Here is a 17,717-nt window from a genome sequence, read left to right on the forward strand (position 1 = left end):
CACCTACTCACCGGCGAGGAGACGGCAACTGACAAAGGGTAGTGATGCTGCAATCGTTGGATGTCGTGGTCGTGCAGATCGGTGAGCTCACCGACAACGTCGACCACAATCTGGAACGGCTCGTCGACGCGGTCGAGGGTGTGACGTCAGGAGACGCGCCGGACCTCGTCGTCCTGCCGGAGCTGATCACCGCGCCCTACTTCTGCACCAGCCACGACACCGACCGGACCGGATGGGCGCAGACCATCCCGGGGGAGGCGACGCAACGATTCGCGGCGATTGCACGAAAGCGTGGCTGCGCCATCGCCTTCGGCACTTATGAGCGGACGACGGACGGCACCTTCCACAACTCGGTCGTCTTGATCGACGGCGCGGGAGAGATCGTCGACTGGCGAACCCCGCACGGCGGCCGGATGCCCGCCTATCGGAAACTGTCGCTGCCGGCGAGCAAGGTCAGCGGCATCGACATCGACGAGAAGTACCACTTCGCACCGGGCCCGGCGCCGGCGACCGCCGATCTGCTCGGCACCCGCTTCGGTTGTGTCATCTGCTACGACCGGACCTTCCCCGAATACTGGGCGGTGGCCCGTGCACTCGGGGCCGAGGTGATGCTGGCCATCGTCTCGTCGTTGGGATCACGGGAGGACCTCTTCCTGGCCGAATTGCAGACGCGTGCACTGGAATCCCAGACCTGGGTGATCGCGGTGAACCGCGCCGGACCGGAAACCCTCAACGGGGTCACCGTCGACTACTTCGGGCTGTCGTGCGTGATCGCGCCCAACGGTGAGATCGTCGCCCAGGCGCCGGCGCACCAATCCGGCGAGACGCTGCGGTTCACCATCGACCTCGATCGTGTGTCCCAGGTGCGTCGCGCCCTCCCGCTACGTCGCGACCGCCGTGCCGACGTCATCTCCCTCCTCGACGACCTGACATCTGGTGTCATCCAACCTCTTCCGATCGATCGTGGGTCCGACCACGGCGACGATGACGCCGTTCCGGCGACCGTCACCCCGATCGGGTTGCGGCGGTGACCGGAACCCACTACCCGGATCTGACCGCGGACGCGGTGGCCGCCGTGAACGAACTCGCCGGCGCTGCGCACACGGACATGTCGGAGGTCCTGCAACGATCCCGGGAGCGGACGCTGCCGGCGTCGCCGTGTGTGACCGGCGCCGAGCCTGCGGACTTCCACGGTCGGATGATGGCGTACCCGGTGCCCGACGGACCTCCGGTCCGGGTGCCGGTCGTGCGCACGGACGCCGCGCTGCACGATTTGGGCGTCGTCGAACTGCTCGAGGCCTTTCGCACGGGCCGCACCACCCCGACCGAGGTGCTCGAGGCGCTGAGTCTGCGTTGGGACGACCCGGAACTCGTGGGCGGGGCGATCCTCGCCACCGTGGACGGTCGCTCTGCCGCCGCGGCGTCGGACGACCGCTGGCGATCCGGAACGCCCCGTCCGCTGGAGGGAATCCCGTTCGCGGTCAAAGACATCATCGACGTGGCGGCGTCGCCGATCACCGCGGGGTCGCACACGACGGGCAACCGGATCGCAAGCGCTGACGCCACCGTGGTCGCCCGCCTCCGGGCGGTGGGAGCCATTCCGGTCCTCATCACCGCGACCACCGAATTCGCCTGCGGTGCGCCGTTCAACGCACGATACGGGCCCGTCACCAACCCCTGGGATCGGGAGCGGTGGACCGGAGGCTCGTCGACCGGCTCAGGTGGAGCGCTGGCCGCCGGACTGGTTCCGCTCGCACTCGGCTCCGACACCGGCGGTTCGATCCGCGTACCCAGTGCGCTGTGCAACCTCTCGGGCATCAAGCCCACCTATGGGCTCGTCCCGCGAACCGGTGTGGTGTCCCTGTCGTGGACCCTCGATCACGTCGGCCCGATGGCGAGATCCGCCGCCGACCTGCGTGCGGTTCTCGCGGTCCTCGCCGGTCCGGACGGCGTGGACCCGACCGCGGTGACGCCCTCCATCGCCGCCGCACTCGGCGATCGGCTCGGCGACCACGGCGGGCTGGATGCCCCGTCCCTGGCCGGTGTGCGCGTGGGCATTCCGCGCAACTGGTTCACCGAGGTCTGCGACGCCGCGGTCCTGAGAGCCTGGCAGGCGGCCATCGGGGTCATGTCCGATCTCGGCGCCGAGACGGTACTCGTCGATCTGCCGGACGCGGAACTGCTGTTCGACGAGTTCACCATCGTCCTCGTCAGCGAACTCGCCGCCAACCAGGAGGGTGCGCTGGATCGGTTCGCGCACTTCGACATCGGCACCCAGGTGCGGATCGCGCGCGGCCGCGTGCCCAGGGCGATCGATTACATTCGCGCGTTGCGTCGGCGGGCGCCCGCGCTGACCGCCACGGTCGATGCCTTCGACACCGCCGGGATCGACGTATTCGTCACGCCCGGTATCGGGGCGACCGCGCCACGTCTGTCCGACGTCACCGTCGAGATCAACGGGGAACGGCATCCGATGCAGGGCGTCATCGGCCGCAACACCGGTGTCTTCGATCATCTCGGTCTCCCGGCGGCGATGATCCCGGCGGGATTCGCGGACGGGCTACCCGTGGGCGTTCAACTCGTCGGCCGTCCGTGGGCCGACGACGCCGTCCTTCGGATCGCGCAGATGTATCAGGCCGTCACCGACCATCACCGGCGTCGACCGCATGAGTGAATCCCCGACGCGCGCTGCTGCGAGACCGCATCCACACCCGTGGCGGGTGTTCGCCGCCACGAGTGTCGGGGTGATCGCGGTCTTCGTCGCGATGAGCGGGCTGACCGTCGCACTGCCGACCCTCAGCCGCGAGCTCGGTGCCACGCCGGCGCAGTCGACGTGGATCCTGTTGGGCTACATGGTGGTCACCACCGCGCTGATCCTGGTGTTCGGTCGGCTCGCCGACATCGTCGGCCGGCGTCCGCTCTATCTGTCGGGCCTGATCGTCTTCACGCTCGCGTCGACCCTGTGCATCGTGAGCCCGTCCGCCGAGTTCCTCATCGTCGCACGGGTTCTGCAGGGAATCGGTGCGGCGGCGGTCGTCACCAACAACACCGCCCTGCTGACCGACACCTTTCCGCCGCACCTGCTCAGCCGGGCACTCGGCTGGAATGCGACGGTCGCCGCGATCGGCCAGATCATCGGACCGGTCGTCGGCGGAGCCGCGACCGCTCTGTTCGGGTGGCGGGGGTTGTTCGCTGCGGTGCTCGGGATCGCCCTGATCGCCACGGCGGCTTCGCTCCTGGTGATCCCACGTCGCGTGGGCGGCATCAGGAGTCGCGAGCCCTTCGACCTCGCGGGCGCCATCCTGGCGACCACCCTGCTGACCGCCGTCGTGCTGGCGTTGACCCCGAGCTCGTCCGCCGCATGGCTGCCGTGGTGCTTCGGGGCGATGAGTCTTGTCGTCGGCGTGCTGCTGATCGTCGTCCAGCGTCGCCGGGCACATCCGCTGATCGATCTGAGTCTGTTCGCCGACCGCGGCATCTCGCTGGTACTTCTCGCCGGTCTGCTCACCGCCACCGCTACCTACGCAGTCGCCCTGATCATCTCGCTCTACGTGCAGGCCGTGGACGGGACCTCGCCGTTCGTCGCCGGTCTGCTGGTTACGCCGGTAGCGGCGGGGACCGTCATCGCGGCGTCGGCGGCCGGCTGGCTGGTCATCAGGATCGCGCCTCGCACACTCGCCGCCACCGGGATGGCGTTGAACACCGTCGGCGTGCTCGGGGTGGCCGTCGTCCTGTCCGCGGACGGTTCGCTCCCGGTGACCGCGCTGTTCCTGTTCCTGATCGGCACCGGCATCGGGTTGTTCATGACGCCGAGCACGAGCGTGCTGATGCTGACCGTGCCGGCGCAGCGTCGTGGGATCGCGAACGGGATGCGCTCGACGCTCCAGAACGTCGGCAACCTGCTCAGCACGGCGATCGTGGTCGCGATCATCCCGATCGGGCTGGGCGCCGCAGCACAGCAGGCGGCGTACGGCGGTTCCCCCGCCGCGTTCGACGACGCCGACCTCAGCCGATTCGTCGACAACCTCCAGCTGGCCGGCGTCGTTCTCGGGGCCATGTCCGCAGCGGGAATCGCGGTGTGCCTGTCCTTTCCGCGCCGGATGCCCACCCCGGAGGCCGAGGTACGGCCCGTTCCCGAGTACGCCACGACAAAGGAGTCCGCATGACCGAACCGAACACCCCGGCGCCGTCTGGACGCCTCGGACGGACCGAGCAGGCAACGGATTACGCGCGGGCCGGCTTCGGTCAGGAACTGACGCCTGGGGAGCGGCCTGCGCTCGTGCTCGTCGACCCGGCCCGCGCCTACATCGACAAGGACTGCGCGCTCTACGCAGGCGTCGAGGAGAACGTCGAGGCGATGCGGGCACTGTTGGTGACCAAGCAGTACGCGAGCGCGTTCTTCGGAACGAGCCTGAACTCGTACCTGAACTCGCTGCGTATCGATACGGTCTTCCTGGCCGGACTGTCGACGAGTGGGTGCGTCCGAGCCACTGCACTCGATACGATGCAGCACGGCTTCATCCCGATCGTCGTCGAAGATGCTGTGGGAGATCGCGATCCGGCGATCCACCATGCCAACCTCTTCGACATGCAACAGAAGATGGCCGAGGTGTGGTCGCTGGCAAGGACCCAGGAGTTCCTAGGCCGTCTGACCGCGCCGTCGACCGACGGCTGAAACAACGAGAGGCATCGCCATGACCACCACCGTCGTCGCCGGTAATCCGAAGCCCGGTTCGCGAACGCTCGACGCGGCCAACCGGCTCGCCGAATCGCTGACCGGTTCCGCACCCGACCACATCGTCGACGTCATCGAACTCGGTCCGGGTCTCCTCGGCTGGGGCGACGCGAAGGTCAAGGCGGCCGTCGAAACCGTCGCGTCGTCGGATCTCGTCGTCTTCGCGAGCCCGACCTTCAAGGCGACCTACACCGGCGTCCTGAAGCTCTTCCTGGATCAGTTCGCCACCGGCGACGGTCTGCGCGACGTCACCGCGGTGCCGCTGATGCTCGGCGCCGGACCGGCGCACGCCATGGCCCCCGACCTGCTGCTGAAGCCGGTGCTCGTCGAACTCGGCGCCGTGTGCCCGCTGCCCGGTCTGTATCTGATCGACTCCACGTACACCGAGGACACCCGGATCTCCGACTACACCGAGCGTTGGAGGTCGGCGTTGCCGGTCAAGGGCTCCGGCTCCTGACGTCCCTCAGCTCTTGGAGCCGGACCCCGGTGCGGCGAGCACGCGATGGAGTGCAGCCTTCACCGCGTCGGGCGTGATCATGCTCGCCCCGGCCATGATTCGCGTCATCGCCGACGCAGCCACCGACCGGGCCTCGCCGCTCATCATCGCCTCGTAACCCTGCCTGGCGACCTCGGCCGGATCGTCCTTGGACATCCGGCCCATGCGGGTGTCGTCCATCTCGGCGCGATGGAAGAAGTTGGTCTCGGTCGGACCGGGCATCAACGAGGTGACGCTGACCGCCGACTCTTTCAACTCGTTCTGTAGGGCCTCCGCGAACGACTGCAGGAACGACTTGGACGCGTTGTAGGTGGCCTGGAAGCTACCCGGCATCATCGAGGCGATCGACGAGGTGATCAACAGCCGGCCGGAGTCGCGCTCGACCATGTCGCGGAGCACGAGCTTGGCCAGGTGGACGGTGGACCGGACGTTGAGGTCGATGATCGACAGGTCCTCGGCGAGGTCGGTGTCGACGAAGGCGCCACCGTGTCCGATACCGGCGTTGAGTGCTGCCGCAGCGAGGGGCCGACCGGTGCTCTGTACAGCGGCGTAGAGCGCTTCGACGCCCTCGGCGGTACGCAGATCGGCACGGACTGAAGTGACCTCACGGCCCCGTGCCCGCAACCGGTCGGCGACGTCGTCGACCGTGAAATCCTCAGCGCAGATGATCAGATCGAACCCGTCGGCGACGAACAGCTCCGCCAGTTCGCGGCCGATGCCACTCGATGCGCCGGTGATCAGTGCCAGACGTGCTTGTGCGTGTGCCATGCGCGTCGGGTACCCGTATGCACTCGAGTCAAGCATGAGACCCGGGCGGTTTCAGCCCTTCTTCGTCCGTCGGCTGCCGGCGTGCCAGTCTTCCTGCTCGGGCGTCTCGTCGTCGGTCACGCCGAAGGCACGCAGTTGCGGTTTCTCCCGCAGGCTCCGCTTGAGTTCGGCGAACCCGGGGAAGCTCGCCAGCCCGATCACATGGTCCCACAGGGTGACCGCGTCCTCGTCGCTCGGCAGGCGACTGATGACGGGCCCGAAGAACGCCACGCCGTTCGGCGGCTGGAAGTGGATGATCGGCGTGCCGACATCACGTCCGGTGAGGGCGAGTGCCTCGTCGGTCTCGGCCTGGATCTCCGCGTCGAAGCCGGTGTCCTCCAGCGCACCGACGTGATGGGTGGGTAACCCGAGCTCCTCCAGTACCGGGGTGAGGAAGTCGACGGTGCCGCGGTGGTCGGTGTTGTCGACCGTGTACGTGCCGGTGTGCTCCTCGAAGAACCTGGTGCCCAGTGCGACGTAGAACGGATCGACAGCGTCTCGCCCGTGCTCTCGACGGATGCTCGCAGCGACGCGGAGAAGCCGGAGTCCGGCCGTGTGCCCCGCCTCGTACTCGGGCGGGAAATGCGCGGCGTAGTCGATGTGCGAGTTCAGCAGCCGGAGCGAGATGAACCGCCAGTCGACACCGTAGTCGCGTTGCGCCTGGACCTTACGGACCCATTTGCTCGTCATCCACGCGAACGGACACACGGGATCGAAGTAGTAGTTGATGTCGGCATCGGTCATGGGGTCGACGGTAGTGCCGAAAAACGCCCCGGGTGAACGGATCACCCGGGGCGTTTCGATGGGTACAGCGAGGACTAGAGGTCCAGCGAAGCGAGCGCCTCGTTGAAGGTCTTGCTCGGACGCATCACCGAAGCGGTCTTGTCCCAGTCCGGGTAGTAGTAACCGCCGATGTCGACCTGCTGACCCTGGACGGAGTTCAGCTCCTCGACGATCTTCTCCTCGTTCGCGGCGAGGGTCTCGGCCAGCGGTGCGAACTGCTTGGCCAGCTCGGTGTCCTCGGTCTGGCCGGCCAGCTCCTGTGCCCAGTACAGGGCGAGGTAGAACTGGCTGCCGCGGTTGTCGAGCTCACCGGTCTTGCGCGACGGGCCCTTGTCGTTCTCGAGCAGCTTGCCGGTCGCCGCGTCGAGTGCCTTGGCCAGGATCACCGCACGCTGGTCGTCGAACTTCTTGCCCACGTCCTCGAGGCTGACCGCGAGGGCGAGGAACTCGCCCAGCGAGTCCCAGCGGAGGTGGTTCTCCTCGATGAGCTGCTTGACGTGCTTCGGTGCCGAACCGCCCGCACCGGTCTCGTAGAGACCGCCGCCGGCCATCAGCGGCACGATCGACAGCATCTTCGCGCTGGTGCCGAGCTCCAGGATCGGGAAGAGGTCGGTGAGGTAGTCGCGGAGGATGTTGCCGGTGGCCGAGATGGTGTCCAGGCCGCGGACGACGCGCTCGAGGGTGTAACGCATGGCGCGGACCTGCGACATGATCTGGATGTCCAGACCCTCGGTGTCGTGGTCGGGAAGGTACTTGTGAACCTTCTTGATCAGTTCGTTCTCGTGCGGGCGGTACGGGTCGAGCCAGAACAGGACCGGCATGCCCGAGTCGCGGCATCGGTTGACGGCCAGCTTGATCCAGTCCTGGATCGGGGCGTCCTTCACGATGCAGAGGCGCCAGATGTCGCCCTCTTCGACGGTCTGGGTCAGCAGGACCTCACCGGTCTCGATGTCGGTGATGTTGGCGGTGCCGCCGACCGGGACCTCGAAGGTTTTGTCGTGCGAGCCGTACTCCTCGGCCTTCTGCGCCATCAAGCCGACGTTGGGGACGGTGCCCATCGTCGTGGGATCGAACTGCCCGTTGGTCTTACAGAAGTTGATCATCTCCTGGTAGATGCGGGAGAAGGTCGACTCCGGGTTGACCGCCTTGGTGTCCTTGAGGCGTCCGTCGGCGCCGTACATCTTGCCGCCGGCGCGGATCATCGCGGGCATCGAGGCGTCGACGATGACGTCGCTGGGGGAGTGGAAGTTCGAGATGCCGCGGGCCGAGTCGACCATGGCCAGCTCGGGACGGTGCTCGTGGCACTTGTGCAGGTCGTCGATGATCTCCTCGCGCTGGGCGCTGGGGAGCGACTCGATCTTGCTGTACAGATCCGACAGGCCGTTGTTGACGTTGACGCCGAGCTCGTCGAACAGTTCGCCGTGCTTCTCGAAGGCGTCGCGGTAGAAGACCTTGACCGCGTGGCCGAAGACGATGGGGTGCGAGACGCGCATCATCGTCGCCTTGACGTGGAGCGAGAACATGACGCCGGTCTTGTAGGCGTCCTCGATCTGCTCTTCGTAGAACTTGATGAGCGCCTTCTTGCTCATGAACATGCTGTCGATGACGTCGCCGTCGGTGATGTCGACTTCGGGCTTGAGGATCAGCGTCTCGCTGCCGTCGTCCGGGATGAGTTCCATCTTGACCTTGCGGTCGCCTTCGACGGTCATCGACTTCTCACCGTGGTAGAAGTCGCCCTCGCGCATGTGTGCGACATGGGTACGCGATGCCATCGACCACTCGCCCATGCTGTGCGGGTGCTTGCGCGCGTACTCCTTCACGGCCTTCGGCGCGCGGCGATCGGAGTTGCCCTCACGCAGAACCGGGTTGACCGCGCTGCCCAGGCACTTGGTGTACCGGTCGCGGATCGCCTGCTCTTCCTCGTTCTTCGGGTTGCCGGGGAAGTCGGGAAGGTCGTAGCCCTTTTCCTGCAGTTCCTTGATCGCGGCGAGGAGCTGCGGCACCGAGGCACTGATGTTGGGGAGCTTGATGATGTTGGTGTCGGGTTCCTGGGTGAGCTTGCCCAGTTCGCCGAGGTTGTCGGTGACCTTCTGGTCTTCGGGGAGGAGATCGGAGAACTCGGCGAGGATGCGCGCAGCGACCGAGATGTCGCTGGTCTCGACTTCGATGCCGGCCGCTCCGGCGAACGTGCGCACCACCGGCAAAAACGCGTGGGTGGCGAGCATGGGGGCTTCGTCGGTCAACGTGTAGATGATGGTCGGCTTCTGGGTGCTCATGCCTAATGTTCTCGATTCTGTCTGTATTAACCGGTGTCGCCGGCGACCTTGTGAGTCAGGCTTCACCGATACCACGCTTGCGGTGTGCTCGTGTGACAACTACTCCCCGATTCTGCCCCCTGTGATCAGCCTCGCGTTCAGGGGCCTCGGGTCTTGTGGTTTGATGCCGCCGGAGCCGGGACGTCCCGGTACCTCCGGAACCCGCGTCGATGCAGGTAGTTCACATTCTCTCGCGTTCGACGTGACTCCGCGCGTGGGCGATGGCCTCGTCGAGGGTGTCGACGAGATGGTTGTCGTGGCGTAGCGAGTCGACGACACCGACACCTTCGAGCAGCCCGAGATGTTCGGGTTGCACGCCCTTGATGATCACCGTGATGCCGCGCTTCTCCAGATCGGTCACGATCTCGGCGAGTGAACGGGCACCGGTGGCATCGAGCATGCCGAGGTGCGACATCCGGATGATGACGACCGACACCGACTCGTTGCGGTCGGCGCCCGCGGAGATGGTGGTCGAGATCTTCTCGGCAGCGCCGAAGAACATCGCGCCGTCGAGGCGGAGCAGGGCGATGCGCTCGTCGCCGGGGCGTGCGGGCCCGGGCAGCGGCTCGCGGGTCACGCTCGCCCGCTGGGCGACCTGGCGCAGTGCGAAGAACGCCGCGACGACGATGCCGATCTCGACGGCCTCGATGAGGTCGAGCGTCACGGTGATGACCGCGGTGACCGCGAAGATCAGGGCGTCCGAACGGGTCGACCGCAGGATCGCGCGGACGGTACCGACGGACACCATGCGGAACGACGTCACCATCAGCACGCCGGCGAGCGCGGCGAGCGGGATCTCCGACACCGGATCGGTGGCCAGATAGACGACGCCCAGCAGCAACAGCGAGTGCACGATCGCCGCGACCCTGGTGCGGGCGCCGGACCGCACGTTGACCGCGGTACGGGCGATCGCTCCGGTCGCGGGCATGCCGCCGAAGAGACCCGACGCGATCGACGCCAGACCCTGCCCGGACAGCTCGCGGTCGGGTTCGTACGGGCCGGTCGGCGACATGGTCGCTGCGACCCGCGCCGAGAGCAGCGATTCGATGGCGGCGAGCGCGGCGATCGCCACCGCTGCACCGAACATCGCCCGCAGTGCCTCGGAGTCGACCTGCGGGATCGAGGGCGCGGGCAGCGACGACGGGAGCTGTCCGATCGTCGCCACGTCGAACACATCGGTGAAGTAGACGACCAGGGTGACCGCGATGACCGCGGTGAGGGATTCGGGGATGGAGGCATGGATACGCGGCAGCACCACCATGATCACCGCGACCATCGCGACGACGGCCAGGGTGGCCCAGGCCTTCGACCAGTCGGCGTGGACGACGACGTCGATCGCCGCGTTGAGGGTCCGCATGCCCGCCGGGGCTGCCGTGTTGAACGCGGCCGGCACCTGCTGCAAGAAGATGATCGCCGCGATACCGAGGGTGAAGCCCTCGATGACCGGCCACGGGATGAACGTCACTGCTCGCCCGAGGCCGAGTACGCCCGCGATCAGCACCAGCAGTCCCGCGAGGACGGTGACCATGGCGATGCTGCTCAGGCCGTGTTCGGCGACGATCGGTGCCAGGATCACGGCCATCGCGCCGGTGGGTCCGGACACCTGGACGTGCGAGCCGCCGAAGACCGCGGCGACGAGACCGGCGACGACCGCAGTGATCAGGCCCGCGGCGGCGCCGACGCCGGAGCTGATCCCGAAAGCGAGCGCCAGCGGGAGGGCGACGATACCGACGGTCACGCCGGCGAGGATGTCGGTCTTCCAGCTCCTGGGGAGGTCGGCGTAGTCGCTGCGTCGAGGAACGAACCCCTTGACCCGGGAGAGCGTGCCGGTGACCGCGTCGGTACTCACCGGCGGGTCACCGGTGGAAGGGACGAGACGGCGTCGAGTTGCTCACGCTGTGCGTCGAGGGTGTCGATCAGGAACGTGCGCGCGATGACCAGCAGGTCGGAGATCTTCGGATGGGCGAGCTCGTAGAAGACGGCGTTGCCGACGCGGTTGGCGGTGACCACCCGGTGGCGCTTGAGGACGCCCAGGTGTTGTGACAGCAACGTCGGTTCGAGGTCGGTGGCCGCGAGGAGCTCACTGACCGGCGTCGGATCACCGTTGGCGCTGAGCACCTCGAGGACACGGATGCGAGCGGGGTGCGCGAGAGCCTTGAACAAGTTGGCCTTGATCTCGTACAGCGGCTTGTCGGGGCCGGTATCGGTCACGGGTCACTCCAGCGGCGGTCGGGCGTGGGCTCACGGTTCAGTTGACGGATTGACGGATTGGTCAATTGTTCAATCCAGACTATAACCCGCCCCGGACACGGAAGCACCCCGCGGCCCTGGTCCGCGGGGTGCTCCCGATCGATCAGGCTGGATCAGCCCAGATCGAAACGATCGTTGTTCGCCACCTTCACCCACGCCTTGACGAAGTCGTTGACGAATTTCTCGGCGTTGTCGTCCTGAGCGTAGACCTCGGACAGCGCGCGCAGTTGCGAGTGCGAACCGAAGGACAGGTCGGCGGCGGTCGCCGTCCACTTGGTCTGACCCGACGAGCGGTCGACGACCTCGTAGACGTTCTCGTCGGTGCCCGACTTCCACTCGTAGTCCATGCTGACGACGTTGCGGAAGAAGTCGTTCGACAGCACACCCGGACGATCGGTGAACACGCCGTGCTTGGAGCCGCCGTAGTTCACGTCGAGTGCACGGAGTCCGCCGATCAGCACGGTGAGCTCCGGAGCGGTGAGGCCGAGCATGTAGGCGCGCTCGAGCAGCAGTTGCTCCAGCGGGGCCTTCTCGCCGCCACGGCTGTAGTTGCGGAAGCCGTCGGCCGCGGGCTCGAGCACCTCGAACGAGTCGACGTCGGTCTCCTCCTGCGAGGCGTCGGTGCGGCCCGGTGTGAACGGCACGGTGACCGGGAAACCGGCTGCTTCGGCGGCCTTCTCCACGGCGGCGGCGCCACCGAGGATGATCAGGTCGGCCACCGACACCTTCTTGCCGCCGGACGCCGAGTCGTTGAAATCCTTCTGGATCTGTTCGTAGACCGGCAGGGCCTTGGCGAGCTCGCTCGGCTCGTTGACCTCCCAGTTCTTGATCGGCTCGAGGCGAATGCGTGCACCGTTCGCGCCGCCGCGCTTGTCGGTGCTGCGGAAGCTCGCCGCCGACGCCCACGCGGTCTTGAGCAGCTGGGTCGGCGAGAGTGCCTCGAGCAGCTTGCCCTTCAGCGACGCGATGTCGGAGTCGTCGACGAGCTCATGGTCGACGGCCGGCACCGGGTCCTGCCAGATCTGCGGCTCGGCAACCCACGGTCCGAGGTAGCGGGTGACCGGCCCCAGGTCGCGGTGGAGCAGCTTGTACCAGGCCTTGGCGAAGGCCACCTCGAGTTCCTCGGGATGGTCGAGCCAGCGGCGGGTGATGTCGGCGTAGATCGGCGACTCGCGAAGGGCGACGTCGGTGACCAGCATGGTCGGTGCACGTCCCGGTCCGCCGAACGGGTCCGGGATGGTGCCCGCGCCAGCGCCGTCCTTGGCGACGTACTGCCACGCCCCGGCCGGGCTCTTCTGCAGCTCCCACTCGTAGCCGTAGAGGATCTCGAGGAAGCTGTTGTCCCACTGGGTCGGCGTGTTGGTCCAGACGACCTCCAGGCCGGAGGTGATGGCGTCCTCCGCCTTGCCGCTGCCGTAGCTGGACTTCCAGCCCAGGCCCTGCTGCTCGATTGGTGCGGCCTCGGGCTCGGGACCGACGAGGTCGGCGTCGCCGGCACCATGGGTCTTGCCGAAGCTGTGACCGCCGACGATGAGGGCCGCGGTCTCCTCGTCGTTCATCGCCATCCGTGCGAAGGTTTCCCGGATGTCGTAGGCGGCCGCGATCGGGTCCGGCTTGCCCTCGGGCCCTTCGGGATTGACGTAGATCAGGCCCATGGTGGTGGCGCCGAACGGCTTTGCCAGTTCGCGTTCACCGGAGTAGCGCTTGTCAGTGCCGAGCCACTGGTCCTCGGGGCCCCAGAACACTTCTTCCGGTTCCCAGATGTCCTCGCGACCGAAGCCGAAGCCAAAGGTCTTGAATCCCATGGATTCCAGCGCGACGTTGCCGGCGAAGACCAACAGGTCCGCCCACGAGAGCTTGTTGCCGTACTTCTGCTTGATCGGCCACAGCAGGCGTCGTGCCTTGTCGAGGTTGGCGTTGTCCGGCCAGCTGTTGAGCGGGGCGAAACGCTGCGCACCCTGACCGCCGCCGCCGCGGCCGTCGAAGATGCGGTACGTGCCGGCCGCGTGCCAGCTCATGCGGATGAACAGGCCGCCGTAGTGGCCGTAGTCGGCGGGCCACCAGTCCTGCGACTGGGTCATCAGCGAGACGAGGTCGGCCTTGAGTGCCTCGACGTCGAGCTTCGCGAATTCCTTCTTGTAGTCGAAGTCCTCGCCCAGCGGGTTGGACAGCGGGGAATGCGCGTGCAGGACCGACAGGTCGATCTGCTCGGGCCACCAGTCCTTGTTTGTCAGCGGCGCATGCGCTTTCGGCTCCGGCGACGGGATCGCCGGGTTCTCGCTCTCGCTGTTGCTCCGGGTGTCTTCTGCGGAATTCGGTGGGCGGCTGTCGGAGGTCACGACATTCCTTTCGATGGTGGAACCGGTTGGGCTGCGATCACGGATGTGATCAGGTCGGGGCCGTACTGACGCAATCCGGGCAGAGTCCCCAGAAGATGACCTCGGCTTCGTCGAGGACGAAACCGTGGTCCTGGGAGGCGGTGAGGCAGGGTGCCTCACCGACCGCGCAGTCGACGTCCTCGACGGTTCCGCAGGACCTGCAGACAACGTGATGATGATTGTCGCCGGTGCGGAATTCGTAGAGGGACACCGAACCCGACGGTTGGATTCGCCGGATGAGACCGGTCTCGGTGAGTGCCCGGAGGACGTCGTAGACGGCCTGGCGGGACACGTTGGGCAGCGTCTGGCGGACGATGCCGTAGATGGTCTCGGTGTCGGTGTGGGGATGTTCGTCGACGGCATGCATGACCGTCACCCGTGGTTGGGTGACTCGAAGGTCCGCGGCCCGGAGTTGCTGGGCATAGTCCGATGTCGATGCCACGCGACCACCATAGGCACACCGCCTACGAGTTCACGTCGTTTTTCTGGATCTGATCAAAACTCCGTGGGAACAGCTGGTTTCCACGCTCAGCGCAGGGAAAGCGTGACGCGGTCGGGACGAAGGTAGTCCTCCGGGTCGCGGAGGTAGCGCACCTCGGGACGGGCGTCGATGGTTTTCAGGGCGTCGAAGAAGGCCCGTTCGCGGTTGACGGCGGGGGTCGCGATCACCGGAAACCAGTCGTCGTGATGGTTGGGCACAAAGACTTTCGGCTGCAACGCGTCGATGTAGCGCATCGGGTCGCCCAGGCCGTTGGTGATCTCGTTGAACCCCTGGATGGATCCGACGTGCAGGTCGACGGGACCGAGAGTGCGCAGGCCGGCGAGGATCGCCCGACCGCCGGGATCCTGGCTCACCGGACCGACCGAATCGTTCCAGACGATCCGGCGGCCGCCGACGGAGAAGGCGTAGAGGACGGCGCCGCCCTCCGGATCGTCGAGATGCCCGGCGAGACGGCCGAGTTCGTCCGCATGCGGCGGGTCGGTGACCAGACGGTCGCTCGGTGGGATGGGCAGCAGCGGGGGATGCTGCCCCGTGGGCGCCTTGAGAGTCGAATGGATGTTGCTCATCGCGGTGACCGTGATTCCCGGGATGCCGCGGTAGATCTGGGTGCTGCCGGGACGTGCGCCGGTCGCGGCCACCGCGTCGCAGGCGACGCCGGGCCGGCGGAAGAAGGCGCAGTGACCGGCCGACCCGACCAGGCGAGCACCGGACGCCTTCGCGATGTCGGCGGCATCGGCGGCATGGTCGAAGTGCCCGTGCCCGATCAGGATGTGCGACGGCTTGATCGCAGCGATCTGCGCGCGGGTCGTCGGGACCTGGTTGCGGTAGGCGTTGGGCACCCACGCGTCGGTGAGGAACACCTGACCCGCCATGGCAACGGCGAAACTCGAGACGCCGAACCAGGAGAAGATGACGCGGTCGTTCCGGACCGCGCCGGTGGCCTGGTCGACGTTGTGGGTGCCGAACACGGCCGATCGGGCGGAGACCAGTGCTGAGTCGGCGCGGGCGGTGCCGACGCCCGGCTGTGAAGTGGCGACGATGGCCAGGAGTAGCGACACAACCAGTACGACGCGACGATGCATGGCTGAGGAGTCTACGGCTGCGGCAACGTGAGTCGTCCGGGATCGAGGCCCCGATGCCGCCTACGACTCGGCGCAGGCCGGCGCCGGTAAGTCCTGCGACAGCGGCTTGCCGGGTGGCGTCAGGTACAGGAACACGATGACCACCGGGACGTCGCCGACGTTCTTGCCCTCGTGGACGTGTTTCTCGCCGGGTGGATCGCTGAAGATGCTCCCGGCCGGGTAGATCGTCGGTGTGCAGTCCGACTCCGGGTGGGTGAGCGTGCCCTGCCGGACGAATGCGAAGGTCTCGCCGTCGTGATGATGCCAGCCGGTGGTGCCGCCGGGCGCGATGGTCGTCTCCTTGACCTCGATGTCCACTCCCTGCGGGACGAACGGCAGGAGCCCGGCCGGGATCTCGGTCTGGGCCAGCGTTTTCGACGAGACCCCGGTCGAGGTCGTGGCATTCGCGGTGGCGGGGCCGACGAGCGCGGGCACCAGGAGGGCAGCCGCCGCGACGACGCCGCCGGTGACTGTGCGGATCGTAGGGGTCATCGGGCGACGATACTTCCGCCCCGGCCCTGTGACCTGCGGTTACACCGATTCGTTCCCGTTTCGTTAGGGCAGTGGATGCCTACGGCTGGGCGCAGGCCGGTGCGTCCGCATCCTCCGACAGCGGCTTGCCGGGCGGCATCACGTAGAGGACGTCGAGGATCACCGGGACGGTGCCGAGGTTGGTCCCCTCGTGGGTGTTGGCCTTCCCGCCGGGCTCCTCGATGATCTGGCCCGCCCGGTAGACGACCGGTTTGCAGTCCGCGCCCGGGTGGGTGAGCGTGCCCTGCCGGACGAGGCCGTAGATCTGGGCGTCGTGGTAGTGCCAACCGGTGGTGCCGCCTGGGGCGATGGTGATCTCGCGAACCTCGACGTGCGCTCCCTGCGGAATGAACGGCAGGAGTCCGGCCGGGATGTCGGTGTGGGCGAGGGTGACCGCCGAAACCCCCGTGGAGGGAGTCGCATTCGCGGCGGCCGGTCCCAGCAGGACGGGCGTGAGAAGTGCAGCCGCGGCGAAGGCGGTGACTGCTGTGGTGCGGAAGGTCATCGCGCGACACTACGACGGCGCTGCGCGTGTGAACTGCGGTTTCGGCGAATCGGTCACGACTTTCGCTCACTGGATCCGTTCGCGCTTACACGATAAAGGTGAGCGAGAACGGATCCCGTGAGCGTGACGTCAGACGAGCGGGTGCGGACATACGACGGCCGCCATCCGAGGGGATGACGGCCGTCGTTGCCCTGAGTCAGATCAGCTGTCGATGCCGACCAGTTCCTTGGCGAGCTCGGCGAAACGGATCTCGATTGCCGAGACCACCCGCTGCCGGTTCTTGTGGGTCTCCTCGTAGGCGAGGGTCACCCGCAGATCGGCCGGCGTGGAGAGTTCCTTGACCGCGGCGACGGCATCGCCAACGTTGAGGTCGGTGTAACCCTCGATCGGCAGGTCCTCGGCCTCGACGGTCCCGGTGATCTCGCGGAGCTGGTGGAGCGCGTCCGCGGCACCCTTGGCGCCGTTGTCGCGGGCGCTGTCCTCGACGGCTTCGAGCGCTGCATCGCGTCCGGCTGCGACGGTCTTCGAGACAGCGGTGCCGGCGTTCTCGATGGCGTCACCGGCGCGCGCTGCGGCATCTGCGGCGTCGTCGACGGCGGTCGCGAATCGGCTGCGTACCAACGCGATCGGATCGGGGATCTGTCGAGCGAAGTCGGCAGTCCGGTCGATGGCCCACGACGCGCCGTTGGCCGGTGCGGTGAGTGCGCGCGCGGCGAGTCCGCTGACCCACTGGGTCGGGCCTCGACGAAGCGCGGTGGGTCCGCCGAGTGCCTCTTCGGCGAGCACCGTGGTCAGCCAGTCGACCGTCGCGGTGTGGGCGACGATCAGCTTCTCGGCGAGGTCGACGAGAGCCTTGTCCTCCTGGCCGGTCGCGAGGGCCTTGAGGTACGTCGAACGTGCGAGGAGACGCTGTTCGAGCGCGAGGTCGTCGAGGAGTGCCTCGTCGAGCGGCTGGGCCTGCTCGACGACGGTCTTGGCGAGGGCGCCGACCCGGCCGATCACGGGGCGGATCACGTCGACGAGTCCGCCACGTTCGCGGAGGGCCTCCTCGATGGCGACGGCGCGCAGCTGCGCGTTCTCGGCATTCTGAGCGAGCTCCTTGCGGATCGCGTCGGTCCGAGCCTGGGCCTGACGCGTCTCGGCGATCTGGATCTCGGTGTGCGTCATCGCGAGGATTGCACGAAGTTGCTGGTGGACGGTGGTGGTCGAAACAGTCATTCGGTCTCGCTCCCTTCTCATCCGCGTTGGGATGTGTACGACCAGAGTGTTGCCTCGATGACCCGGTACGTAACCT

Annotated in this window: 16 protein-coding genes; 5 read left to right on the forward strand and 11 right to left on the reverse strand. The window is 67.2% G+C overall.

The annotated features are described in order from the left end of the window. The first annotated feature begins 44 nt into the window (after window positions 1–44). The 5 genes from GONAM_RS14910 to GONAM_RS14930 are packed head-to-tail and all read left to right on the forward strand — an operon-like array spanning window position 45 to window position 5,192. Window positions 45–1,031, forward strand: a complete 987-nt coding sequence (locus GONAM_RS14910; RefSeq protein ID WP_040536624.1) for a carbon-nitrogen hydrolase family protein — start codon at window positions 45–47, stop codon at window positions 1,029–1,031. After that, on the forward strand, window positions 1,028–2,674 hold the full coding sequence (locus tag GONAM_RS14915; RefSeq protein WP_006867591.1) for an amidase: 1,647 nt from the start codon (window positions 1,028–1,030) through the stop codon (window positions 2,672–2,674). Before GONAM_RS14910 ends, GONAM_RS14915 begins: the two co-directional genes overlap by 4 nt. Beyond that, window positions 2,667–4,166 carry an MFS transporter gene (locus GONAM_RS14920; RefSeq protein WP_040536627.1) on the forward strand — a complete coding sequence of 500 codons (1,500 nt, stop codon included), beginning with the start codon at window positions 2,667–2,669 and terminating at the stop codon, window positions 4,164–4,166. Before GONAM_RS14915 ends, GONAM_RS14920 begins: the two co-directional genes overlap by 8 nt. Beyond that, window positions 4,163–4,675: an isochorismatase family protein gene (locus GONAM_RS14925; protein WP_006867593.1), complete on the forward strand. Its 513-nt coding sequence runs from the start codon at window positions 4,163–4,165 to the stop codon at window positions 4,673–4,675. The genes GONAM_RS14920 and GONAM_RS14925 overlap by 4 nt, the downstream gene beginning before the upstream one ends. Window positions 4,676–4,694: 19 nt before the next feature. Next, window positions 4,695–5,192 (forward strand): NADPH-dependent FMN reductase, encoded by a 498-nt coding sequence (locus GONAM_RS14930; RefSeq protein ID WP_006867594.1) that lies wholly within the window; start codon window positions 4,695–4,697, stop codon window positions 5,190–5,192. 6 nt (window positions 5,193–5,198) lie between these two features. On the opposite strand, the gene GONAM_RS14935 is transcribed toward GONAM_RS14930, so the two are convergent. From GONAM_RS14935 to GONAM_RS14985, 11 genes are all read right to left on the reverse strand, one after another. Next, on the reverse strand, window positions 5,199–5,999 hold the full coding sequence (locus tag GONAM_RS14935) for an SDR family NAD(P)-dependent oxidoreductase (protein WP_040536639.1): 801 nt from the start codon (window positions 5,997–5,999) through the stop codon (window positions 5,199–5,201). 51 nt (window positions 6,000–6,050) lie between these two features. Beyond that, window positions 6,051–6,782, reverse strand: a complete 732-nt coding sequence (locus GONAM_RS14940; RefSeq protein WP_040536630.1) for a mycothiol-dependent nitroreductase Rv2466c family protein — start codon at window positions 6,780–6,782, stop codon at window positions 6,051–6,053. Between the two features lie 74 nt (window positions 6,783–6,856). Further along, window positions 6,857–9,097 (reverse strand): NADP-dependent isocitrate dehydrogenase, encoded by a 2,241-nt coding sequence (locus tag GONAM_RS14945; protein WP_006867597.1) that lies wholly within the window; start codon window positions 9,095–9,097, stop codon window positions 6,857–6,859. A gap of 220 nt (window positions 9,098–9,317) precedes the next feature. Next, the gene (locus GONAM_RS14950; RefSeq protein WP_006867598.1) at window positions 9,318–10,985 is read right to left on the reverse strand and encodes a SulP family inorganic anion transporter; all 1,668 of its coding nucleotides are present in this window, start codon (window positions 10,983–10,985) and stop codon (window positions 9,318–9,320) included. Next, the gene (locus tag GONAM_RS14955; protein ID WP_006867599.1) at window positions 10,982–11,347 is read right to left on the reverse strand and encodes an ArsR/SmtB family transcription factor; all 366 of its coding nucleotides are present in this window, start codon (window positions 11,345–11,347) and stop codon (window positions 10,982–10,984) included. Before GONAM_RS14955 ends, GONAM_RS14950 begins: the two co-directional genes overlap by 4 nt. 152 nt (window positions 11,348–11,499) lie before the next feature. Beyond that, a complete protein-coding gene (gene katG / locus GONAM_RS14960) occupies window positions 11,500–13,725 on the reverse strand; it encodes a catalase/peroxidase HPI (RefSeq protein WP_006867600.1) in 2,226 nt (741 codons plus the stop codon). Window positions 13,726–13,774: 49 nt separating this feature from the next. Further along, a complete protein-coding gene (locus GONAM_RS14965) occupies window positions 13,775–14,206 on the reverse strand; it encodes a Fur family transcriptional regulator (protein ID WP_006867601.1) in 432 nt (143 codons plus the stop codon). Between the two features lie 86 nt (window positions 14,207–14,292). Next, window positions 14,293–15,348: an MBL fold metallo-hydrolase gene (locus GONAM_RS14970; protein ID WP_006867602.1), complete on the reverse strand. Its 1,056-nt coding sequence runs from the start codon at window positions 15,346–15,348 to the stop codon at window positions 14,293–14,295. A 60-nt stretch (window positions 15,349–15,408) separates the two neighbouring features. After that, window positions 15,409–15,879: a cupin domain-containing protein gene (locus GONAM_RS14975; RefSeq protein ID WP_006867603.1), complete on the reverse strand. Its 471-nt coding sequence runs from the start codon at window positions 15,877–15,879 to the stop codon at window positions 15,409–15,411. A gap of 79 nt (window positions 15,880–15,958) precedes the next feature. Beyond that, the gene (locus tag GONAM_RS14980; RefSeq protein WP_006867604.1) at window positions 15,959–16,423 is read right to left on the reverse strand and encodes a cupin domain-containing protein; all 465 of its coding nucleotides are present in this window, start codon (window positions 16,421–16,423) and stop codon (window positions 15,959–15,961) included. Between the two features lie 201 nt (window positions 16,424–16,624). Beyond that, a complete protein-coding gene (locus GONAM_RS14985; RefSeq protein ID WP_006867605.1) occupies window positions 16,625–17,641 on the reverse strand; it encodes a hypothetical protein in 1,017 nt (338 codons plus the stop codon). Window positions 17,642–17,717 lie beyond the last annotated feature (76 nt).

Source organism: Gordonia namibiensis NBRC 108229 (assembly GCF_000298235.1).
Taxonomy (GTDB): Bacteria; Actinomycetota; Actinomycetes; order Mycobacteriales; family Mycobacteriaceae; genus Gordonia; species Gordonia namibiensis.